Consider the following 20,020-nt stretch of genomic DNA (forward strand, 5'->3'; position numbering starts at 1 on the left):
AAAGGCGCAATTACTGCGCCTTAAATTATAAATCTTACTTGTTTTACTTAGTTAAATACTTTTTCGCAATCTCCGGGTATATATCCAGCAGTTCATTTGATTTACCACTCTTGTCAAAAACCATCTCCCAGGTATTCAATGGTTCCCAAATAAATGAGCCGATACCCTTGCCTCCGGGTACGTTGAAGGCAATGTCGTTTACTTCCCGTTTCAGGAAGGTGTACTCAGCAACCATTATCTGACGGTTGTACTTTTTGGAAAGGTAGGCAATGTTGTCTGTCAGGTCAGTAAGGGTACCATGCCATTTGGGGTAGTATGATAAACCTATAATGTCATAAGGCACATTACGGTCGCGCATGGCATCATAAAAAAACTCCGATTCCAGCTTTTGGCCGCCCAAAGCAACATGTAACATTACCAAAGTTTTAGGTTCAATCGCATGCACCCCTTTTACGCCTTCATAAAGTAACGATGCCAGGCTGTCGAGGTTAGCTATCGAGCCTTCGGGCCATATTATACCATGGTTTATCTCGTTACCTACCTGCACTATATCAGGCATGGTGCCTTGTGCCTTTAGTTCCTGCAGAGCTTTAAGGGTAAAATGGTATACCGACTTTTTTAAAGATGGAAAATCTTCACCTTCCCAAGCCTTTGGTTTATATTGCTGACCCGGGTCAGCCCAGTAATCGCTGTAATGAAAATCAAGTAATAGTTTCATTCCGGCTGCTTTTACCCGCTTTGCCATTTGCTTGGTGTGCTCTAAATCACAAAACCCTTTGTTTGGCGAATACCCTTTCGGCTGCGCCGGATCATTAAAGATGCGCAGGCGGACGTAGTTTAACCCATGTTCTTTTAATATCGCTATGGCATCTTTTTCAACGCCGTTATCGCTAAACTTTATGCCACGTGCTTCAAGTTCAGGCAAAAAAGAAATATCGGCACCTAAAATTTTATCGGTAGTTGTTTTAGGGGTATATTTGGCGGTAGTTACCTTATGCGGCTTGCCGGGCTGAACGGTATGTATCTCTGTGGAGCCCGGATAAATGCTATCAGCCCTTGCCTCAAATTTTATATGCTGCAGTTTATTCCCTGCGCGTAGTATTAGCCTTGCCGAACCTTGCAGCGATGCCTGCCATGTGGTGTCGCTTGTTTTAAGCGAACTTATATCTGTTTTGCCATTTATGCTGACAATACTTGCATCGCCTACAACTTTGTAAGTTACCTGTTTAGTAATACCGGGTATCTCGTTGCCTTTTTTGTCGATGATCTTTACTACAATCAGTGCTTCGTCTTTCCCATTTGCAATGATGGTAGTTTTATAAGGAGTAACCTGTAATTCGACAGGTTTAGCAGTTTGTGCCGATGCCTGATTATGCTTAGCGCCAAGTATTACCAAAGCGGCTATGGCAGTTTTTTTAAGAAGGTTCATTAAGTAAGGGTTTATAATAATTGTAAATATGACAACTATATTTCTTAAAACATAATGGAGTTTTAACTAAAAAAGGTACTTGCGGGAGTTGATTTTAATTTAACTTTGAAAGTTCGTATTAGACTGTAAGTCTGAGAAAAAACTATGGATTAGGGCTTAAACTTTTTTAGAGTTTCCATACCACCGGAATATTACTACCAACATAAACCAAAAGCAAAACAGGTTTCGGAAACGAAGCCTGTTTTTGTTTATAACAAACTAAATTAGATATTGTAAGTTTATAAATCAGTAGCTTACTTATGTAGGCAAATTCAAAATATTATATACTACATTTACGTTTACACAGCACAAACCATTTCAATCAATTCCTTTTCAAAAATGAAAAAAATACTTTTGGCTTTAATGTTTATTGCCGGCGGCATGCAGTTATCTAAGGCGCAAGACCGCTCAGCTTATGATAAAGGTATGTATGCCGCTAAGGGCGATACGCTACCATACCGAATACTGTTTCCGCTTAATTTTAATCCTGCACAAAAATATCCGCTGGTAATATTCCTGCATGGGGCAGGAGAACGTGGTAACGATAACGAGGTGCAGCTGGCCAACGGCGGCGACCTGTTTCTAAAACCCAATCTTCGTGAGCAGTTCCCGGCAATTGTGGTTTTCCCGCAATGCCCTAAAGATTCCTTTTGGAGCAATGTTAAGTTCGGGCAGGATTCGGTAACAAAAGCGAATAAATTCTACTTTCAAACCGATGCCGAGCCTACCAAAGCTATGCGTGCCTTGCTTGGATTTGTCGACCAGATGTTGAAAAAGCCGTACATTAAAAAAGATCAGGTTTATGTAGGGGGCCTTTCAATGGGCGGTATGGGTACGTTTGAGATACTTGGCCGTAAACCCAAGCTGTTCGCCGCGGCATTTGCCATTTGTGGTGGAGATAATACATTAAACGCAAAAAAATATGCGAAGAAAGTGCCTTTGTGGATATTCCACGGCGCTAAGGATAACGTGGTTCCGGCCGATCATTCGGAAGTTATGGTGGCAGCTATCCGCGAGGCAGGCGGAGATCCGCGCTACACCCTGTATCCCGATGCCATGCACGACAGCTGGGTTAACGCTTTTGCCGAACCCGACTTTTTACCATGGCTGTTCTCACACACCAAATAAAGCTATCATAACAAAACAGGCACCCTCAAGGTGCCTGTTTTGCTTGTTACATGTTTTCGAGCAAAGCCTTTAAAAATTTATCCGGCGCTTCAATGTGTGGAATGTGCTTTACACCTTCAAAAGGAATAAGCTTCCCGTTTGGGATCTTCTTTGCCGCGGCAGGCGCTAATAGTTTGTACTGGCCATGTTTGGCCTGTTCCTGGGGTGATAGCAAAGCTTTACCAACAATGGTGTTATCATCCATGCCAATGAAAAGCACTGCTGGTACTTTCAGTAAACCAAACTCATAACATACAGGCTGCTCATATATCATCTCATAAGTTAGTGCAGCCACTTTTGCATATCTTGGAAAATCGGCGCTGCGGCTAACATTACCACCAATTTTTACCAGATAATCATACTCAGGTCTCCATTGGGGGAAATATGATGATTGATAGTATTTCTTCACACTTTCCGGTGTGCTTTTAAGTTCGGTTTTGTATTGTTCTTCGGCGCCTGTGTAAGGCACAAAAGTGTGATAATCTTCCAGACCAATCGGGTTCTCCAGTAATAGCTTTTCAACTTTTTCAGGATACATTAAAGCAAAGCGTGTGGCCAGCATACCACCCATCGAGTGGCCAAGCACATAGGTTTTGCTGATGCCCAGCGTATCAAGGAGTTGTTTGTTCAACCGTGCCAGCTTATGGAAGCTATAGTGAATAAAAGCTTTTGATGATTTTCCGAATCCGAGTTGATCAGGCACTATAACCCGGTAGCCTTTATTGGTAAGCGCATTAATCACATTACCCCAATAGTAGCCGCCGAAGTTCTTTCCATGAAACAGCATCACCGTTTTGCCGTTTGCGTTAGCCGGTTTTACATCCATGTAAGCCATACGCAGGTCTTGCCCGTCGGAAGTTACCGGCATAAACTTAACCGGGTATGGATAACTGACATTATCCAGCGTAATAGAAATGGTATCAGGTTGTGAAAAAGCGCTAAGGCTGATGATTAAGGTAAAAAATGTGATGGAAACTAACTTATTCATAATTAACAAACAGTGTAAATAACCAATGGTTTACGCCGTTTCACTAAGCGGTAATATTAAAGCGTCATTGCGAGGAACGAGCAATCTGTGAACTTTAATGCAAGACATGCATATCTAGAGATTGCTTCGTTCCTCACGATGACGCGTGGTGGAAAATTTTCGATTTTATTTTATTGCCAACGGCAAATAAACACCGAACGTGATATTTCTGCCGGGGTTATAAATACCGAAATTTGGATCAGATGTGCTTATACGGCCGGGCTTATAGCGGCTAAGCGCGTCATAATATTTTTTATCAAGCAGGTTGTTTCCGGCTACATACAGCTTAACTGGCTGCTTACCAAATCTTACTGTAGTGCCCAGACCGGCATTCAGCAAGGTATAGCCATCGGTACCGGTTTCAAAGGTATTATCAAACCTCGACTGTTTAAAGAAGTTATCAATACCCACATAGATGTACGATTGCTTCAGGCCCTTAATGTTGGGCTCGAAACGCAGTGTATTTTTTAAAGTTCCTGCCGGAATAAAAGCAAGCGGCCTGTCGAGCGTGTTGTTTTGCGCGTGTGTGTATCCAAACGTGTTTTCAAAGTGTATAAAGCTAACCGGGTGCAGGGTAAGATTGCCTTCGAAACCGTACAGATTAGCGTTAACCTGACCATAACGGTAAACGTCGAACACGCCGGTGCTGCCATCTTCTTCTTCAACTTCTCTTACATCGCCAGGGGTGTTGGCGGCATAAATAAAGTTATGGATATAATTTTCATAAATGCCGATGCTGGCGCTTACCATGCGAGTGTCAAGTTCAAGGGTTGCGTCAGCTTGGTAGCTGCGTTCGGGCGCAAGGTTGCTGCGACCAATCTCATACCTGAAACTGCCCTCGTGTACGCCATTCGATGCCAATTCGGCCGGATTTGGTGCACGGAAAGCTGAACCCGCGTTTGCCTTGAAATTTAAATGCTCGTTAAATTGGTGTGTAAAACCCAGCGCACCGCTGATATTCGAAAAATCATTAGTAAATGCTGCAAACCTTTCCTCGCCCTCTTCTATCAACTCTTTGCCTTTGTTGTTCTTATAATCGTACCTTATACCGGCGTTAAAGGTGTTGTTATCCCAGGTTTTTTTGATGTACACAAAAGCGCCGATGCCATAAGTGTCATAATCGGGCACCACATATTCTTCACCTTTGTTAGCGCTATGGCCAATCTCAGTGCTTATACCAAATACCGGCTGCCAGCCATTGCGCTCATTAAGGTAATATTTGGCATCGGCAGTATAAGTGTTCAAGTCGAAGAACAAGGACGGGTCAAGACTTTCTTCCAGCTCCCTGCGCTGATTTTTCTGATAACCCAAATTCAGTTTCAAAAATCCGCTATGGAAAATGAAATTATTGTCGAGGTTAATCTTGTAATGCCTAATATCTTGCCTTGGAAACATCAGCGAGCGGCTTTTGTAATCGTCATCAGTAAACGGCTCGCCATCTTCATTTACAAAGTTCAACCCGTTTTCAGGCTCGGCTTCGTATAGTCCCACGTTGTTGCGAAAGTACGAGAAGTTAAGATGCGAATAACCCCACTGCTTGTTCAGTCCAAGCATGCCGCTGATATTGGTTTCGTTAAAGCCTGAGTTCGGAAAATAATAATCAGGAGTTTTAAACGAGTGCGCGTTCTTATACGAACCACGCGCGCGCCATACAAAACCATCCTCATTACCTGTCAGCATAAGTGATGATCCGGTAAGCCCATTGTTGGTAGCATAGTTGGTTAAAAACTCGCCTTTTATTTGACCGGATGGCGGGGTAAGCGGTTCAAGCATATTGATCACGCCACCTAAAGCGTCGCTGCCATAAAGTAGTGACGCCGCTCCGCGAAGCACTTCTATCCTGTCGGCGCCGTACTGGTCTATCTCGATACCATGCTCGTCGCCCCATTGCTGGCCCTGTTGTTTAATACCGTTGCTCAAAGTAACCACGCGGTTGTACCCTAATCCGCGGATAACAGGTTTTGAAATACTTGGTCCGGTAGTGATTTGCGATACACCAGGCACTTGCTGTGCAAGCGCGTCAATAATATTGGTTGACGGGCGCAGCAGCTCATCACGTGTTATGGTAGTAGCTGATGTACTGTTTTGTTTACTGTTACCGCTTACAGGTGTTCCGGTTATAACTACTTCGCGTGTTTCAATAACGCTTGGTTGTAAGGTAAACACAAGATTTGCTGCTGATGAAAGATCGGTCCATTGGGTTAAAGTACGGTAACCAACATACTGTACCTGTACAATAAACCGTCCTCTCGAAGGTAGTCCGTCAAGCGAAAACTCTCCGTCTAAATTGGTTTGGGTAGATATTTTAAGATCAGGAATAGTAATGGTTGCACCGGGAAGCGGCTGATTGGTATTATCAACAACTTTACCTTTTAATGTAATTAAATTGGCGAAGGCGCTTGCTTGTATGCATAACAACAGCAAGGCCATGAAATATAGCTTGAGTTTCATAATAATCTTTAAAAAATGAATAAATACTGCTTGGGTGCAGGTTCAGGTTTTTGACGGATTATTATGCAAGCGGAGGAGAAAGCCCTTCGGCCAGTATAAGGCCAAACGACTCGAAATTATATATGAAAACAGGATGTTTGAAGCTTACCGGCTGTAAATGGCAAATGTATTGATCGTGCTGCTGCAGCATATCAGTATGGTGCATGGCATCGCACAGTAAACATTTTTCGGCAACAGTTTGCTGCGGAAATGTACCTTCCTTTTGAGTGATGGAATGTTTAAGCGCGTGGTGCTGGTGCGAATACACTATTACCTGCCCTGCAATAAAGCAGAACAGCATTAGCCAGGCGGCCATTAGCAGGTAACGCGACTTTTTCACCGTGGGCAAATATAAGGTAATAAAATAAACACAATGTTGGTTAAGGGTAACAATATTGTTGAAACGTATATTTGCCGTATGAAGCCAGCCGAAGTAAATAAAAGATGGGGCGAGTTGCAGGAGCGTATAGCTGCCGACTTTGATACCGATACGCCTGATATCAAGGTGATGCTGTTTTTAATAGGCGTGCAGGAGCTTGGGCAAGGGCCGCGCAAATTCAGCAAAAGGCAAAAAGAAGAGTTGATGCATATTGCCAATTGCAGGCTTTTCAGCAAAATGGGCTTCTATGAATTAGAAGGGCTTGACCAGGACGGCTGGCCGCACTGGAAAATGGTAAAGCAAATACCCAACTATACCCTGCTTGAACAAGAAATGCTGATGAAAACCCTGATTATTGATTACTTTGACGAGGCTTATCAATCTGACGACGACACTATATGAAGAAAACCTTTACACTTATTGCTGCCCTGCTTATCGGCATCAGCGCGTTTGCCGGCGGACCTAAAAATCAGTATGTGCGTATTAAAACCAATTACGGCGCAGTGATCATCAGGTTATACAACGAAACGCCATTGCATCGTGATAATTTTATCAAACTGGTTAAGCAAGGCAGCTTAAACGGTACGCTGTTTCACCGCGTGATACAGGACTTTATGATACAGGGCGGCGACCCAACCTCAAAAAATGCAAAACCCGGCGATGCGCTGGGGGAGGGTGATTTAGGATATACCGTTCAGGCTGAATTTCGTGACAGCCTTTTTCATAAAAAAGGCGTAATTGCCGCTGCGCGAGATGACAGGCCTGATAAAGCCTCAAGCGCTTCGCAGTTTTATATCGTACAGGGCAAACGCTTTACTGATGAAACACTTGACGCTGTTGAAACAAAACGCCTGCAGGGACGCAAAATACCGCAAAGTCAGCGTGATATTTATAAGTCGGTTGGCGGTACACCGCATCTCGACAGAACTTATACTGTTTTCGGCGAAGTGGTATCAGGTATAGAAATGGTTGACCGCATAGCTGCCCTGAAAACCGATGGTAACGACCGCCCGCTTACCGATGTACACATAACAGTAGAGTTGCTTAGTAAAAAGGAATGTAAGCAGCTGGATAAAATCTTAGGTTTAGAGAATAAATAATGAACATCGCATGCTGAATGTCCAATGATGAAGGCTTTTTCACTTTAACATTCTATCTTCAATGTTCGATATTTAAATAAAAAAACTTCCCCATTCAGGGGATTAAGGGGCTCATGAAGATCATTACCTATAACGTTAACGGGATACGCTCGGCGATAAGTAAAAACTGGCTTGAATGGCTGCATGCTACCAACGCCGATGTGGTTTGTTTACAGGAAATAAAGGCTACGCCCGATGTACTTACAGATTTGATTTTGGTTGAAGAAATGGGCTATCAGCACTACTGGTACCCTGCCGAAAAGAAAGGATACAGCGGCACAGCCATTTTTACCAAACGGATACCCTTACATGTTGAGTACGGCTGCGGCATTGCCGATTACGACCGAGAAGGTCGCAATATTCGTGTTGATTTTGAAGATGTATCGGTAATGAGTGTTTATTTCCCTTCAGGTTCGAGCGGAGACGAAAGGCAGGGCTTTAAGTTCCGTTTCCTCGAAGAGTTTGGCGCCTACCTGAACGAAGTAAAGCAAAAGTATCCGAAGCTGGTTGTATCAGGCGATTACAACATTTGTCACCGCCCAATTGATATTCATAACCCCAAATCAAACGCCAACTCATCAGGCTTTTTGCCCGAAGAGCGCCAATGGATGGATGACTTTATCAGTTCAGGCTTTATCGACACCTTCAGGCACGTAAACCCTGAACCGCATAATTATACATGGTGGAGCTTCCGCGCCAACGCGAGAGCAAAAAACCTGGGCTGGCGGATTGATTACAATATGGCTACCTCGGCGCTTGAAAATAACATCCGACGTGCGGCGATATTGCCTGAAGCCAGGCATTCAGACCATTGCCCGGTGTTGTTGGATTTAGGGTTTGAAAAATAGGACTATCCGTTGTAAAAGAAACAGATCACACTTTGCTCATCATTCAAAAAAGCTATATATGACTCCCCTGACCGGCTGTTATTCTTGTTGAATTGAAACTTGATTTCTTTCAGATCAAAATCTTCACCCATAACATTAACAAACTCTTCCGAGTGAAACTGCATTTTGCCTCTTGAAAAGTTTTTATCGTTAGTAAGTTGGTCTAACAGTTTTTTGTAATCATGTTTTGAAAGCTTCATCAAAGAGACAGATATATACTTTCCGTGGTGGTCAGGATAGGACGCATCTTTAGCAATGATTTTTGCTGATTTTGGCACATCTTTTAAAGTCACTGTTTTAAAATCCTGGAAGAAAAAATCATCGTCAGGATAAAAAGCTGTATAAATAGAATAAGTTATATATGCTATTATAATAGAAGGAATAACTATTGCTACCTTTTGATAACCTTTCCAATATAACCATCGAAAGAAAACGAAAAACAGATAAATAAGCGCTGATAAAAAAACCAGCAATAAAATAAGAAATGGGATAACCTCCATTTACTTTAATTTATCCCTCGTAACACCCGGTTCCACCTGACCTTGTTAAAGAAGGTCTTAGTACTGTCGATGCTCATGAAGGTGAACATTGGCTTACCTACTACATGGTCTTCGGGTACAAAGCCCCAGTAGCGTGAATCTTCGGAGTTGTGACGGTTATCGCCCATCATCCAGTAGTAACCCATTTTAAAAGTATAGCTGGTTGCTTTTTTATTGTTGATGTAATAATCAGCGCCTGCTTTCTTTAAGGTGTTGCCTTCAAAAAGGGTAATGCAGCGGCCATATAAGGCGGCGGTAGTATCATTCAGGCTGATGGTCCACCCTTTTTTGGGGACTGTCAGCGGACCGTAGTTATCCTGGTTCCATTTAAACAACGGGCTTTGCGGATATACGCTCGGATCGGCCTCGCCTTTAGGCTCAATTACCGGTGTAATGCTTTTTATGCCGGTAGTATTTTTTAATTCGTTTAATGCCGCAGCCGGGATGATCATAATATACTCCGTTTGGCTTACCTGGCCTACAACCTGCACTTCAAGGTCTTCTAACAGCTTAGGGTTAATTCCGGTTGGTTCAATGTTTACCCGCCACGAGGTTTGTGCCTTAGGCGCGTTAGGTAACACTTTGCCATTCACTATTACCTTTGTATCTACTATCTGCATCACGTCGCCCGGGATTGCCACACAGCGTTTTATGTAATGCACCCGCATATCTACAGGGTCTTTCGGCGTACCACCGGGATAGTTAAATACCACGATATCACCTTTTTCAACATCACCTAATCCCGGCAGGCGGAAATACGGCAGTTTTATCAGGCTTGAATACGTTTTTATATCAGCACCAGTAACATGCGACTCAAAGAACGGGATAGAAAGCGGTGTTATAGGCATACGCGCGCCGTAACTCAGTTTACTTACAAACAGGTAATCGCCGGTCATTTCGGTACCTTCCATTGATGCCGATGGTATAGCATATGCCGAAAACAGCAAGCCACGTATCACCGTTGAAACAACAACGGCGAACACAATAGCGTCGAGCCACTCGCGGGCTTTGGTTTTTTTCTTTTTAGGAGCTGCGTCAGCTTTTTTACGCGACAAAAATTTCCAGTTCATACGTAGTAAACAGGTTTATGATGTACTTGACTACTAATATGATAAAAAAACCGCTGCTTTGTTACAGGCAGCGGTTTATATAAGTGATTTCATTTTGTTTCAGCCGGATCAAACAGTAACGGGAAAAATTTCCCTTCCATTTTTTTTCCTTTTGGGATAACGGGTACACCCTGCAAAACTGTTTCATCAGTGTTTGATTCAGTACCATCGGCAAATACGTTCAACACAAATGCGCGCCTTGCCTTGTCCGACCGGTTTTCATATGAGCCATGCACCATAAGGGGGTGATGGAATGAAGCATAACCTTTTTTCAGTTCAATAGGTATTGGCTTGAATTCTGTTTTTTGTTCGGGCGTAAGATAATCCATCAGGCCTTCCATATTGCCGGCCAGTTCGGGCTTGTCCAATAATCCCCATTTGTGGCTTTTGGGGACATAGTATAAGCAGCCGTTTTCGGTAGTAGCATCATCAAGCCCTACCCAACAAGTAAGGTGCTGCATGGGGCCGGTGCGTGTCCAGTACGAATAATCCTGGTGCCAGGCTACTAACCCGCCATGATGTGCCGGTTTACAAAACAGTTGATCGTGCCAAAAGCGTACAGCCTTATCTTCCATCAGCTGGCTTGCTGCCATCACAAAAGCCGGGTTCCATAAAATATCATGAAAACCCGCTGTAATGCGCCATGCGCCCAATGCGTGAAAAAGCACCGTATCAGTATCGCCCGATTCATTAGAGTGAAACTCGTAAAACAATGAATGCTGCGGATGTGCCGGATCAATTATTTCGGCAAGCTCATTTTTTAGTTGCTCAATCTGGTCTTCTTCAAGCAGCTTGATGCCGCTTACATAACCATATTCGTTATAAAAGGCAACCTGCTCGTCGGTTAAGCGGTACTGATCCCATTCTTCAAACGATTTGGGCCAGCTGAACATATTGCTTACCTGAGCAGGGCTGTCGGCAAGGTCTTCTAATTGTTTAAGCATAATATATTTAATCGGTTAACAAAAATAATGTTTGATGAATTGCTCACCTTAGCTGATGTTATCCATAAATTAGCTTTTCTTGTTTGCTTAACGTGTTAAATCAGTAAAATTGTTTTAAAATAAGCAAGTCGCTTTGCCATGAAACCTAAATACGTTCCCATTATTACGCCGGATAATAATTCGTTTTACATCCATTATCAGGAGAAAGATGAGTTTGACAGCCCATGGCATTATCACCCGGAGTATGAGCTGACTTATATTCTTTCGAGCACCGGTGTACGTTATGTTGGCAATAGTTTTAACGATTTTGGGGACGATGATTTGGTGTTGCTTGGCCCCGACCTGCCTCATTGCTGGAAGAACAGCAGTCCTCAACCCGGCTCAGCAAGAGCTGTAGTGATACAATGGGGAGAAGATTTTTTAGGAGAAGGATGGTTTAACCGACCGGAGTTTGAGGCGATAAAAAGTATGTTATATACATCGGTTAACGGTATCAGGTTTGAAAAGGAGGCAGCCATTGAAGTAAAAGAAATGATGCTGAAGATGGTGGATATGCCGTCGTTCGACAAGCTGCTGGCTCTGCTTCAACTGCTACAGCAACTGGCACGTGAAAAGCGTTATGAAGTTGTATGCCGGGACGGATTTGATTATAACCTTACCACCCATGAAAGCGACAGGCTGAAGAATGTATTCAATTTCATTGAAACCAATTATTCGAAAAAGATCAGCCTGGCTCAGTTATCAGAAAAAGTTTTTATGAGTGAAGAATCGTTTTCACGCTTTTTCAGTAAGGTAATGAAAAAGCCTTTCTTTTATTTTTTGAACGAATACCGTATTAACAAGGCCTGTAAAATGCTGATCGGGACTAACGAGCCGGTTTCACAGATATGTTTTGCCTGCGGATACGAAAGCTTCCCGTTCTTCTACCGGCAGTTTAAAAAATTTAAAGGCTGCACACCGCAAAAGTTCCGTAAAGAATATTTGCAGGCCGCCGGTTAATTGTGTTGTTTTCACTTGTTAAACCAAAAGGTTTAGCAGAAATTTGATACAGTTGCGTTTACAAAACAGCTGCATATGAAAAACGAACCTTTTATAATTGAACGTGTTTACCACGCCCCGGTTGAGCGGGTATGGCGTGCACTAACCGAAAAAGAACAGATGCAGAAATGGTATTTCGACTTGAGTGATTTCAAACCTGAAGTTGGTTTTGAGTTCACTTTTGAAGGCGGAGATGATAAAACTACCTATAAGCATCTTTGCCGTATCACTGACGCTGAACCAAATAAAAAGCTGGCACATACCTGGCGCTATGAGGGTTATCCGGGTGATTCAAAAGTAACCTGGGAACTGTTTTCTGAAGGGGATAAAACGCGGGTTAAACTTACGCACGAAGGGATAGAAACTTTCGCTGCTAAAAATGATCCGAACTTCCGTCCGGAAAGTTTTGCCGCTGGATGGACAGAGATTACCGGCAAACTGCTTAAGGATTTTGTTGAAAAAGCTGAATAGCAGAACAGTACTAAGACACTTATTTGTAAAAGCACGGTTACATACAGCCGTGCTTTTCTTTTTTACGCTTGTATAAACATTTAATGTTTGTAAATACAAACAAAAAATTTTAATTATGCAATCGATTGCGTAGTTTGCATCTGTAAAGCAATCAATTATAACCTATTAAATGAAAACTAACCGTGTATTAACATTTGCGGGGATTATTGTTGCGGCTGTTATTGTCGCTATTGGTTGCAGCACCAGTAGAAAAACCGGTGCAGGTACAACAACAGTAAGTACCGTTCCGCCCGTTCAGGCTGAGCCTGATGACAGCCTTTATAGTGGAATTCTGTTTAATGAAAACATAAGGCGTACTACCGCCCTAACCCCTGAAGAAGAACGTTTGGGTTTTAAACTGCCTGAAGGTTTTAAAATTCAATTGTTTGCTTCCGAACCACAGATAGGCAAACCTATCAACATCAGTTTTGATGGAAAAGGCCGCATGTGGGTATCGCAATCATTTGAATATCCGTTTCCGGCTAAAGCACCCAATAAACCGCGCGACCGTGTAACCATTCTGGAAGATACTGACGGAGACGGTCGTGCCGATAAATTCACTAATTTTAATGATACGCTAAACATCCCCATAGGTATTTTACCATTGGCTGAAGGTGCTGTATCATACAGCATACCTAATGTCTACCGTTTTACAGATAATAACAACGACGGCAAGGCCGATGCAGGCAAAAAACTACTTGGTCCGTTCGGGTTTACCGATACCCATGGCATGGTGAACAACTTTTTGCGCGGATACGATGGTTGGGTGTATGCATGCCACGGGTTTACCAATACTTCTACCATATCAGGTGCCGACGGGCATACCATAACCATGCACTCGGGCAATACATTCCGGTTTAAGGTGAATGGCAGCCGGGTTGAACAAACCACCTCGGGCCGTATCAATCCCTTCGGCCAGGTGTATGATGAATTCGGTTATCTGTACTCAACAGATTGCCATACTTCACCCTTGTACCAACTGATAATGGGCGGCGATTATTATGGCTGGGGCCTTGAAGAAGGAATGGGCTTCGCGCCGGACATGAAGCCGCTTCAAAATGAAGCTACCGCTTTGGCGGGTATTGCATATTATGCAGACGTACTTTATCCGGCTGAGTACCAAAAGAACTTTTACATAGGCGACGCTGTAGCCAGCCGGGTTTACCGTAATTCATATGTAAACAACGGTTCGTCGCCGGTGGGTAAACGTGAGCCGGATTTTGTGCGCAGCCGCGACCCGTGGTTCCGCCCGGTTGATGTGAAGATGGGGCCTGACGGCGCTATATATATTGCCGATTTCTACAACAGCATTATCGGGCATTACGAGGTGCCGCTTGATGACCCGCGTCGTGACAAGGTACGCGGACGTATATGGCGCGTTACCTACAAGGGTATGAGCAATAAAAACACCGATCTTACAACAGCAAAGGTTGAGGAATTGCTAAGCGCTATTGATGCAAAAAACATGCAGGTGCGCATGCTTGCTGCCGATCAGCTGGCTGACCGTATTGGCCAACCCGCTGTTGCGCCGCTAAAAAAATTGCTTACGGATAAGTCCACCGTAGCAACGAGATACATCCACGCTATGTGGGTGTTGCAACGGTTGAACGCATTAACCGGCGAAGAAATAAAAAAAGCAGCGGGAATGTCTGATCCAATAATCAGAGTACATACTATGCGAATATTGCGTGAGCGAAAAGCGGATGCAGCTATTGAATATCCGATAATTGTGAAGGCGCTGAAAGATAATAACCCGCATGTGCAACGCGCCGCGCTGGAAGTTTTTGTTAAGTATCCCGACCTCGCGTCGCTACGGCAAATATTAGCCTTCCGCAAAACTATACCGGAGTATGATTCGCACATGATCTATACCGCAAGGCTGGTTGAGCGCAACATTTTGCGGAATGGCAACAATATGCAGCAGGTAGCCGGCATGCAATGGAACGATACAGACGCCGCTAATATCGCCGATGTATTGGCCGGCGTACTGTCGGAGCCTTCAGGTACTTTCCTGGCAAAATATATGGAAAGCCATAGTGTATCTGCTGTGAAGGTTCCGGCTACATACCAGCACCTGGCGCGCTTTGCTCCGGGCGCTCAGTTGGATAAAATTATAAGTACGGCACGTCAAAAATCAGCTAACGATGTTGAGATAAGCTATTACACACTTAAAGGAGTAAGGCTGGGCATTGCCCAGCGCGATGCGACAGAAAATGCCGAGATAGGTGCATGGGCAAATACGCTTGCCGATGGCCTAATCACCCGGTATCCGCTAAATAAATTTGAATCGTTCGACGCGCTTGACAGGCAGGTATATGCATTACAACTGGCAGGAGATTTCAGGAATACGGCTATCGAACCAAAGCTAAAGTATTACTTGACGAAAGAATCAAAAACCGACCCGAATATGCAGGCGCATATTATAAAGGCATTGCTAAAGATCAACCCTGAAAAAAATGCTGCAGTGGCGGGTGGTATATTAACCGACCCTGCTACACCTGTAAATGTTAAGGGGAACATCGCCGCGTCATTAGGGGATCTAACCGGCACTTCAGATAAAACTATCCTTGCATCAGTAAACAAGGCGTTGGCTGATGTTACTAATGCCCCACCCGATCTGCAGGCGGCTATCGTGACTTCGCTGGCTACATCGCCCGAGGGGAAGGACATCATCTTTGAAAAAGTGCGTAAAGGCGAATACATGTCGCGAATACTTTTACAACCTAAGGTAGAAGAGCGCATATTGATGGGTATGTCGCCAAAGCAAAAGAAAGTTTATGATGAGATAATTGCCAACGTTGAGCCGGTAAACGTGGAGCGGAATAAGATTATAAAAGAGCGCCTGCAGGCATTTAACGCTGATAATGCCAAAAAGGCACTGCCGTCACTTGATTCCGGTAAGGTGGTTTTCTCGCAAAACTGCGCTACCTGTCACAAAATTTCAGGAGAAGGGGGCAATATTGGGCCGAACCTTGACGGCGTTAGCAAGTGGGGGCCGAACAATCTCGCTGAAAAGATCCTCGATCCAAACAGAAACATTTCTGAAGCTTTCCGAAATTACACCATCAAGCTGAAAAACGGCAAAGTGGTTAGCGGGTTGTTCCGCCGTGAAGAAGGCGCTGTGTTTGTTTTTGCCGATATTGCCGGTCAGGAATTCACCGTGGCAAAAAAGGACATTGCCGAGCGTACCGCCGCAAAATATACCTTAATGCCTGATAACTTCAGGGATAAGCTGTCGCAGCGTGAGTTTGAAGCCGTTATAAACTATTTATTGAACCATAAAAGTTAACCGATACCTATGGAATTAACTGTTATAAGCCGTACCCTTTGCCTTGCAGCCTTCACGCTGAGCGGCATAGTGTGTAATGCGCAATCCCCAACCGGCGAGTTTAAAAAGCATACGCTTACCACCGAATTTAAATCGGAAGGCGTTGCTGTTGCCGATGTGAATAAAGACGGAAAGCTTGATGTCATCGCCGGGCCCCACTGGTATGAGGCGCCCAACTGGAAGCGGCATGATATATATGAGTCGAGGGTGTATGATCCGGGGAAGGAATATGCTACATCATTTTTGAACCTGAACCTGGACATCAATTTTGATGGTTGGGACGATGTGATCGTAATCGGTTTTCCGGGAAGCCCGGGCGTGTGGTACGAAAATCCGAAGAATAAAGAAGGTTACTGGACAAAGCATAATTTTCTGGATTCAACAGGTATCGGTAACGAGTCGCCAAACTTTGTTGATATTGACGGCGATGGCAGGCTGGATATACTTTGTGCCGATTCGCGCGCGCAAAAAGTAGTTTGGATACAGGCGCCAACAAAAAAAGGCGATACTACCTGGCACTGCTACCCTATCAGTGGCGTTGATCCGGATAATACACACATGTTTACCCATGGCATCGGATATGGTGATATTAATAAGGACGGCCGGAAAGATGTGTTTACGCGTCGCGGATGGTGGGAAGGCCCGGCTGATCTGAAGCAACCAAACTGGAAATACCACGCGGTTGATTTGGGTCAGGATTGCTCGCACATGTATTCGTTCGATGTAAATAACGATGGACTTATTGATATCATCAGCGCTTCAGCACACCGCATTGGTATTTGGTGGCATCAGCAGGGTAAGGATGCACAAGGAAACCAAACATGGACGCATAACGAGATCAGCGCGGCATTCTCCCAATCACACGCGCTGGCCTTTGTCGACCTAAATAAAGATGGTTACCGCGACCTGGTGGCAGGCAAGCGTTTCTTTGCGCATAACGATACGGATCATGACCCGGGTGCGCATGACCCGGCTGTGATCTACTGGTTTGAGTATACACCCGGAAAGGCGCCGTACTTTATCCCGCATCTTATTGATAATGATTCGGGTGCAGGACTAAACATCGTTACAGCCGACATGAACAAGGATAAACTGACCGATATTGTAATTGCCAACAAAAAGGGCGTATTTTATTTTGAAAATCTGATGAACAAAAAGAAGAAATAACCAATAACAAACCTGATTAAACCAACAAAAAATTATGAGTGCACAAACCCAAACTGCCGGAGCGCCAAGCAAAATGCTTTTCCTGGCATGCTTCATCTCAATTGTTACCACATCATTTGGCTTTATACTGCGCGCCTTAACCCTGCCGCAATGGAGCGCCGATTTTAACCTGACCAATACACAAACAGGCGAAATTGCGGGCGTAGGGCTTTGGCCGTTTGCAATTAGCATTGTGTTATTCAGCTTGATAATTGATAAAGTAGGATACAAAAACTCGATGATATTCGCGTTTATCTGCCATATATCATCTGCTGTGATAACCTGGTTTGCAGATGGCTATACCATGCTGTACATAGGCACATTTATAATGGCTTTGGGTAATGGTACCGTTGAGGCAGTTACTAACCCGGCAGTAGCAAGTATGTTCCCTCGCGAAAAAACCCGCTGGCTTAATTATCTGCACGCAGGATGGCCAACAGGTTTGATTTTGGGTGGTGTAATGGCCTTGCTTATGGGCCCTGCAACCAACTGGAAAATTAAGATATTATTAGTACTAATACCCGCAGTGGCTTACGGCATATTAATGCTTGGCCGGAAATTTCCGGTTAACGAACGTGTGCGGGCAGGGGTATCATACCTGGAAATGCTTAAAGAAGTAGGTGTTGGCGGCGCACTTATCATTGTTGGACTAATCATCTTTCAGATAGGTTCCGTTTTTGGTTGGTCAACCACTATAAACGTAATTGTAACCCTTGCCATAGTAGCGTTGTTCGGCTTATATGTGCGCAGCTTTGGCCGTCCGTTATTTATTATTATGCTGCTGATCATGCTTCCGCTGGCGGTTACTGAATTGGGTACCGATAGCTGGGTAAGTGACCTGATGGGTCCTGCAATGCAAAAAATTGGTTTGCAAGGCGGATGGATACTGATCTACACATCATCAATCATGGTGATACTGCGTTTCTGCGCGGGCGGTATCATTCACCGTATATCTCCGCTTGGTTTGCTAGCGGTATGTTCGAGCATTGCCGCGCTGGGTTTATACTTCCTGTCGACCGCCGATGGCATTATGATATTGGTTGCCGCTACCATATTCGGCTTGGGTAAAAGCTTCTTCTGGCCAACCATGCTGGGCGTTGTGGCTGAGCGTTTCCCGAAAGGTGGCGCGCTTACGCTGAACATTACCGGTGGTGTAGGTATGATTGGCGCAGGGGTTATAGGCGCGGTAATTTTAGGTTTTGTTCAAGATAAATCGATTGATAATAACCTGCGCGCATACGACCAGAAGAACAATACAGCCCTGCACAGCACTTATGCTACCGAAAAGAAAACAAGTATGTTCGGCGAGTACCAGGCAGTTGACGCCACGAAACTGGCAAGCGCGTCCGCTGAAGAAAAAGCTACGGTAACAACCGTACAGGCCGACGCAAAAAAAGGCGCTTTAAAAACAGTAGCCTTATTTCCGATTGGTATGCTGGTGTGTTACCTGCTGCTAATATTCTACTTTAAATCAAAAGGCGGATACAAGGCTGTTTTGCTGGAAACGGTGGATAACGAGTATCCGACGCCCGGGCCAACGCCTGCGTAAAGCGATCACAATTAAATAACTATATAAATAATCATGAGCGAAAAAAAGATCAACGTAGCCATTGTAGGATTAGGCTTTGGTGCTGAATTTATCCCGATTTATCAAAAGCATCCAAACGCCAACATGTATGCCATTTGCCAGCGTAACGCAGGTAAGCTGAATGAGATAGGCGATGCTTTCGGTATTGAAAAAAGATACACCAGTTACGAGGAATTGCTGAAAGACCCTGATGTTGACGCGGTGCATATCAACACGCCGATACAAAGCCATGCAGAGCAGTCGATTGCTGCCCTGCACGCCGGAAAACATGTGGCCTGTACCGTACCTATGGCTACTACTGTTGACGAATGCCGCCGCATTGTTGAGGCGGTACAGGAAACCGGCCTTACTTATATGATGATGGAGACGGTGGTTTACAGCCGCGAGTTTTTGTTTATAAAAGAGCTATATGAAAAAGGCGAGCTGGGTAAGATCCAGTTTCTTCGTGGATCACACCAGCAGGAAATGGCCGGCTGGCCGGGTTACTGGGAAGGCTTGCCGCCAATGTATTACGCCACGCACTGCGTAAGCCCGGTACTGGCTTTGCCAAAGGCTGAAGCTGAATACGTTTCATGCTTTGGTTCAGGACGAATAGATGAAGAGCTGATACCGAAATATGGTTCACCGTTCGCTATTGAAAGCTGCCACATTAAACTGAAAGATACCGATCTTTCGGCCGAGGTTACCCGCTCGCTATTTAACACGGCACGTCAGTACCGCGAAAGCTTTGATGTGTATGGCTCAAAAAAATCGTTCGAGTGGACGCTTGTGGAGCATGAAGAAAGCGTGATACATACAGGTGAAACGCCTGAAAGAGTTAAAATCCCTGACTACGCACATCTTCTGCCAGAGGAAATACAGGGCTTTACTACCCAGGGTGTTTATGGCGACGAAGGTGAAACACACCTGTCGTTCATACAAGGCTCGGGTCATGGCGGTTCACACCCGCATTTAGTGAACGAATTTGTGAGCGCCTTAGTAAACGGTAGGCAGCCTTATCCAAATGCAACGCAATCGGCTAACATAACCTGTGTTGGTATTTTGGCGCATGATTCGGCAATGGCCGGCGGAGAGAAAAAATATCTGCCTGATTTTACGTTGAGTAAATAACTTTAACCATATAGTGCAAAAAGCGGCTTATTTTGGCCGCTTTTGTTATTTGTGTCTATCCCGATGGCAATATCCACCACCAATTCAATAA

17 protein-coding genes are annotated in these 20,020 nt (G+C 44.4%); 10 read left to right on the forward strand and 7 right to left on the reverse strand.

The genetic code is table 11. From position 1 onward, the window contains the following. Positions 1–43: 43 nt before the first annotated feature. Entirely contained in the window at positions 44–1,429 is a 1,386-nt protein-coding gene (locus EOD41_RS05070) for a glycosyl hydrolase 53 family protein (RefSeq protein ID WP_127703713.1), read from the reverse strand. A 378-nt stretch (positions 1,430–1,807) separates the two neighbouring features. On the opposite strand from EOD41_RS05070, the gene EOD41_RS05075 reads away from it, so the two are divergent. Continuing rightward, positions 1,808–2,596, forward strand: a complete 789-nt coding sequence (locus EOD41_RS05075) for a carboxylesterase family protein (RefSeq protein ID WP_127703714.1) — start codon at positions 1,808–1,810, stop codon at positions 2,594–2,596. Positions 2,597–2,642: 46 nt separating this feature from the next. On the opposite strand, the gene EOD41_RS05080 is transcribed toward EOD41_RS05075, so the two are convergent. The 3 genes from EOD41_RS05080 to EOD41_RS05090 all read right to left on the reverse strand — a co-directional run bounded on the left by EOD41_RS05080 (position 2,643) and on the right by EOD41_RS05090 (position 6,492). Further along, positions 2,643–3,623 (reverse strand): alpha/beta fold hydrolase, encoded by a 981-nt coding sequence (locus EOD41_RS05080; RefSeq protein ID WP_127703715.1) that lies wholly within the window; start codon positions 3,621–3,623, stop codon positions 2,643–2,645. Positions 3,624–3,788: 165 nt separating this feature from the next. After that, positions 3,789–6,113 (reverse strand): TonB-dependent receptor, encoded by a 2,325-nt coding sequence (locus EOD41_RS05085; protein WP_127703716.1) that lies wholly within the window; start codon positions 6,111–6,113, stop codon positions 3,789–3,791. Positions 6,114–6,174: 61 nt separating this feature from the next. Then, positions 6,175–6,492: a hypothetical protein gene (locus EOD41_RS05090; protein ID WP_127703717.1), complete on the reverse strand. Its 318-nt coding sequence runs from the start codon at positions 6,490–6,492 to the stop codon at positions 6,175–6,177. 78 nt (positions 6,493–6,570) lie between these two features. Here EOD41_RS05090 and EOD41_RS05095 point away from each other — a divergent pair, with 78 nt between their 5' ends. The 3 genes from EOD41_RS05095 (at position 6,571) to EOD41_RS05105 (ending at position 8,518) form a co-directional block, all read left to right on the forward strand. Further along, a complete protein-coding gene (locus EOD41_RS05095) occupies positions 6,571–6,933 on the forward strand; it encodes a hypothetical protein (RefSeq protein WP_127703718.1) in 363 nt (120 codons plus the stop codon). Further along, a complete protein-coding gene (locus EOD41_RS05100; protein ID WP_127703719.1) occupies positions 6,930–7,631 on the forward strand; it encodes a peptidylprolyl isomerase in 702 nt (233 codons plus the stop codon). The genes EOD41_RS05095 and EOD41_RS05100 overlap by 4 nt, the downstream gene beginning before the upstream one ends. A 113-nt stretch (positions 7,632–7,744) precedes the next feature. Continuing rightward, positions 7,745–8,518: an exodeoxyribonuclease III gene (locus EOD41_RS05105; RefSeq protein WP_127703720.1), complete on the forward strand. Its 774-nt coding sequence runs from the start codon at positions 7,745–7,747 to the stop codon at positions 8,516–8,518. A 2-nt stretch (positions 8,519–8,520) separates the two neighbouring features. Here EOD41_RS05105 and EOD41_RS05110 read toward each other — a convergent pair whose 3' ends face one another. From EOD41_RS05110 to EOD41_RS05120, 3 genes are all read right to left on the reverse strand, one after another. Then, complete coding sequence (locus EOD41_RS05110; protein WP_127703721.1) at positions 8,521–9,057, reverse strand: hypothetical protein; 537 nt, start codon at positions 9,055–9,057, stop codon at positions 8,521–8,523. A 5-nt stretch (positions 9,058–9,062) separates the two neighbouring features. Continuing rightward, the gene (gene lepB, locus EOD41_RS05115; protein WP_127703722.1) at positions 9,063–10,166 is read right to left on the reverse strand and encodes a signal peptidase I; all 1,104 of its coding nucleotides are present in this window, start codon (positions 10,164–10,166) and stop codon (positions 9,063–9,065) included. Positions 10,167–10,255: 89 nt separating this feature from the next. Further along, on the reverse strand, positions 10,256–11,149 hold the full coding sequence (locus tag EOD41_RS05120; RefSeq protein WP_127703723.1) for a phytanoyl-CoA dioxygenase family protein: 894 nt from the start codon (positions 11,147–11,149) through the stop codon (positions 10,256–10,258). A gap of 138 nt (positions 11,150–11,287) precedes the next feature. Between EOD41_RS05120 and EOD41_RS05125 the strand changes: the two genes are divergently transcribed. The 6 genes from EOD41_RS05125 (at position 11,288) to EOD41_RS05150 (ending at position 19,929) form a co-directional block, all read left to right on the forward strand. Beyond that, positions 11,288–12,148 (forward strand): AraC family transcriptional regulator, encoded by an 861-nt coding sequence (locus EOD41_RS05125; RefSeq protein ID WP_127703724.1) that lies wholly within the window; start codon positions 11,288–11,290, stop codon positions 12,146–12,148. Positions 12,149–12,223: 75 nt separating this feature from the next. Continuing rightward, positions 12,224–12,658, forward strand: a complete 435-nt coding sequence (locus EOD41_RS05130; protein ID WP_127703725.1) for an SRPBCC family protein — start codon at positions 12,224–12,226, stop codon at positions 12,656–12,658. Between the two features lie 169 nt (positions 12,659–12,827). Beyond that, on the forward strand, positions 12,828–15,986 hold the full coding sequence (locus tag EOD41_RS05135; protein WP_127703726.1) for a PVC-type heme-binding CxxCH protein: 3,159 nt from the start codon (positions 12,828–12,830) through the stop codon (positions 15,984–15,986). Between the two features lie 9 nt (positions 15,987–15,995). Continuing rightward, a complete protein-coding gene (locus EOD41_RS05140; RefSeq protein WP_127703727.1) occupies positions 15,996–17,192 on the forward strand; it encodes an FG-GAP repeat domain-containing protein in 1,197 nt (398 codons plus the stop codon). Between the two features lie 34 nt (positions 17,193–17,226). After that, on the forward strand, positions 17,227–18,780 hold the full coding sequence (locus tag EOD41_RS05145; protein ID WP_127703728.1) for an MFS transporter: 1,554 nt from the start codon (positions 17,227–17,229) through the stop codon (positions 18,778–18,780). Between the two features lie 33 nt (positions 18,781–18,813). Next, complete coding sequence (locus EOD41_RS05150; RefSeq protein ID WP_127703729.1) at positions 18,814–19,929, forward strand: Gfo/Idh/MocA family protein; 1,116 nt, start codon at positions 18,814–18,816, stop codon at positions 19,927–19,929. The last annotated feature ends 91 nt before the right edge of the window (positions 19,930–20,020 follow it).

Origin of the sequence: Mucilaginibacter limnophilus (assembly GCF_004005815.1) — a bacterium.
Lineage (GTDB): Bacteria > Bacteroidota > Bacteroidia > Sphingobacteriales > Sphingobacteriaceae > Mucilaginibacter > Mucilaginibacter limnophilus.

Excerpts from the sequence above, each read along its gene's own strand:
- EOD41_RS05070 (WP_127703713.1), bottom strand. The coding sequence starts at position 1,429 with ATGAACCTTCTTAAAAAAACTGCCATAGCCGCTTTGGTAATACTTGGC.
- EOD41_RS05075 (WP_127703714.1), top strand. The coding sequence starts at position 1,808 with ATGAAAAAAATACTTTTGGCTTTAATGTTTATTGCCGGCGGCATGCAG.
- EOD41_RS05080 (WP_127703715.1), bottom strand. The coding sequence starts at position 3,623 with ATGAATAAGTTAGTTTCCATCACATTTTTTACCTTAATCATCAGCCTT.
- EOD41_RS05085 (WP_127703716.1), bottom strand. The coding sequence starts at position 6,113 with ATGAAACTCAAGCTATATTTCATGGCCTTGCTGTTGTTATGCATACAA.
- EOD41_RS05095 (WP_127703718.1), top strand. The coding sequence starts at position 6,571 with ATGAAGCCAGCCGAAGTAAATAAAAGATGGGGCGAGTTGCAGGAGCGT.
- EOD41_RS05100 (WP_127703719.1), top strand. The coding sequence starts at position 6,930 with ATGAAGAAAACCTTTACACTTATTGCTGCCCTGCTTATCGGCATCAGC.
- EOD41_RS05105 (WP_127703720.1), top strand. The coding sequence starts at position 7,745 with ATGAAGATCATTACCTATAACGTTAACGGGATACGCTCGGCGATAAGT.
- EOD41_RS05110 (WP_127703721.1), bottom strand. The coding sequence starts at position 9,057 with ATGGAGGTTATCCCATTTCTTATTTTATTGCTGGTTTTTTTATCAGCG.
- lepB (WP_127703722.1), bottom strand. The coding sequence starts at position 10,166 with ATGAACTGGAAATTTTTGTCGCGTAAAAAAGCTGACGCAGCTCCTAAA.
- EOD41_RS05120 (WP_127703723.1), bottom strand. The coding sequence starts at position 11,149 with ATGCTTAAACAATTAGAAGACCTTGCCGACAGCCCTGCTCAGGTAAGC.
- EOD41_RS05125 (WP_127703724.1), top strand. The coding sequence starts at position 11,288 with ATGAAACCTAAATACGTTCCCATTATTACGCCGGATAATAATTCGTTT.
- EOD41_RS05130 (WP_127703725.1), top strand. The coding sequence starts at position 12,224 with ATGAAAAACGAACCTTTTATAATTGAACGTGTTTACCACGCCCCGGTT.
- EOD41_RS05135 (WP_127703726.1), top strand. The coding sequence starts at position 12,828 with ATGAAAACTAACCGTGTATTAACATTTGCGGGGATTATTGTTGCGGCT.
- EOD41_RS05140 (WP_127703727.1), top strand. The coding sequence starts at position 15,996 with ATGGAATTAACTGTTATAAGCCGTACCCTTTGCCTTGCAGCCTTCACG.
- EOD41_RS05145 (WP_127703728.1), top strand. The coding sequence starts at position 17,227 with ATGAGTGCACAAACCCAAACTGCCGGAGCGCCAAGCAAAATGCTTTTC.
- EOD41_RS05150 (WP_127703729.1), top strand. The coding sequence starts at position 18,814 with ATGAGCGAAAAAAAGATCAACGTAGCCATTGTAGGATTAGGCTTTGGT.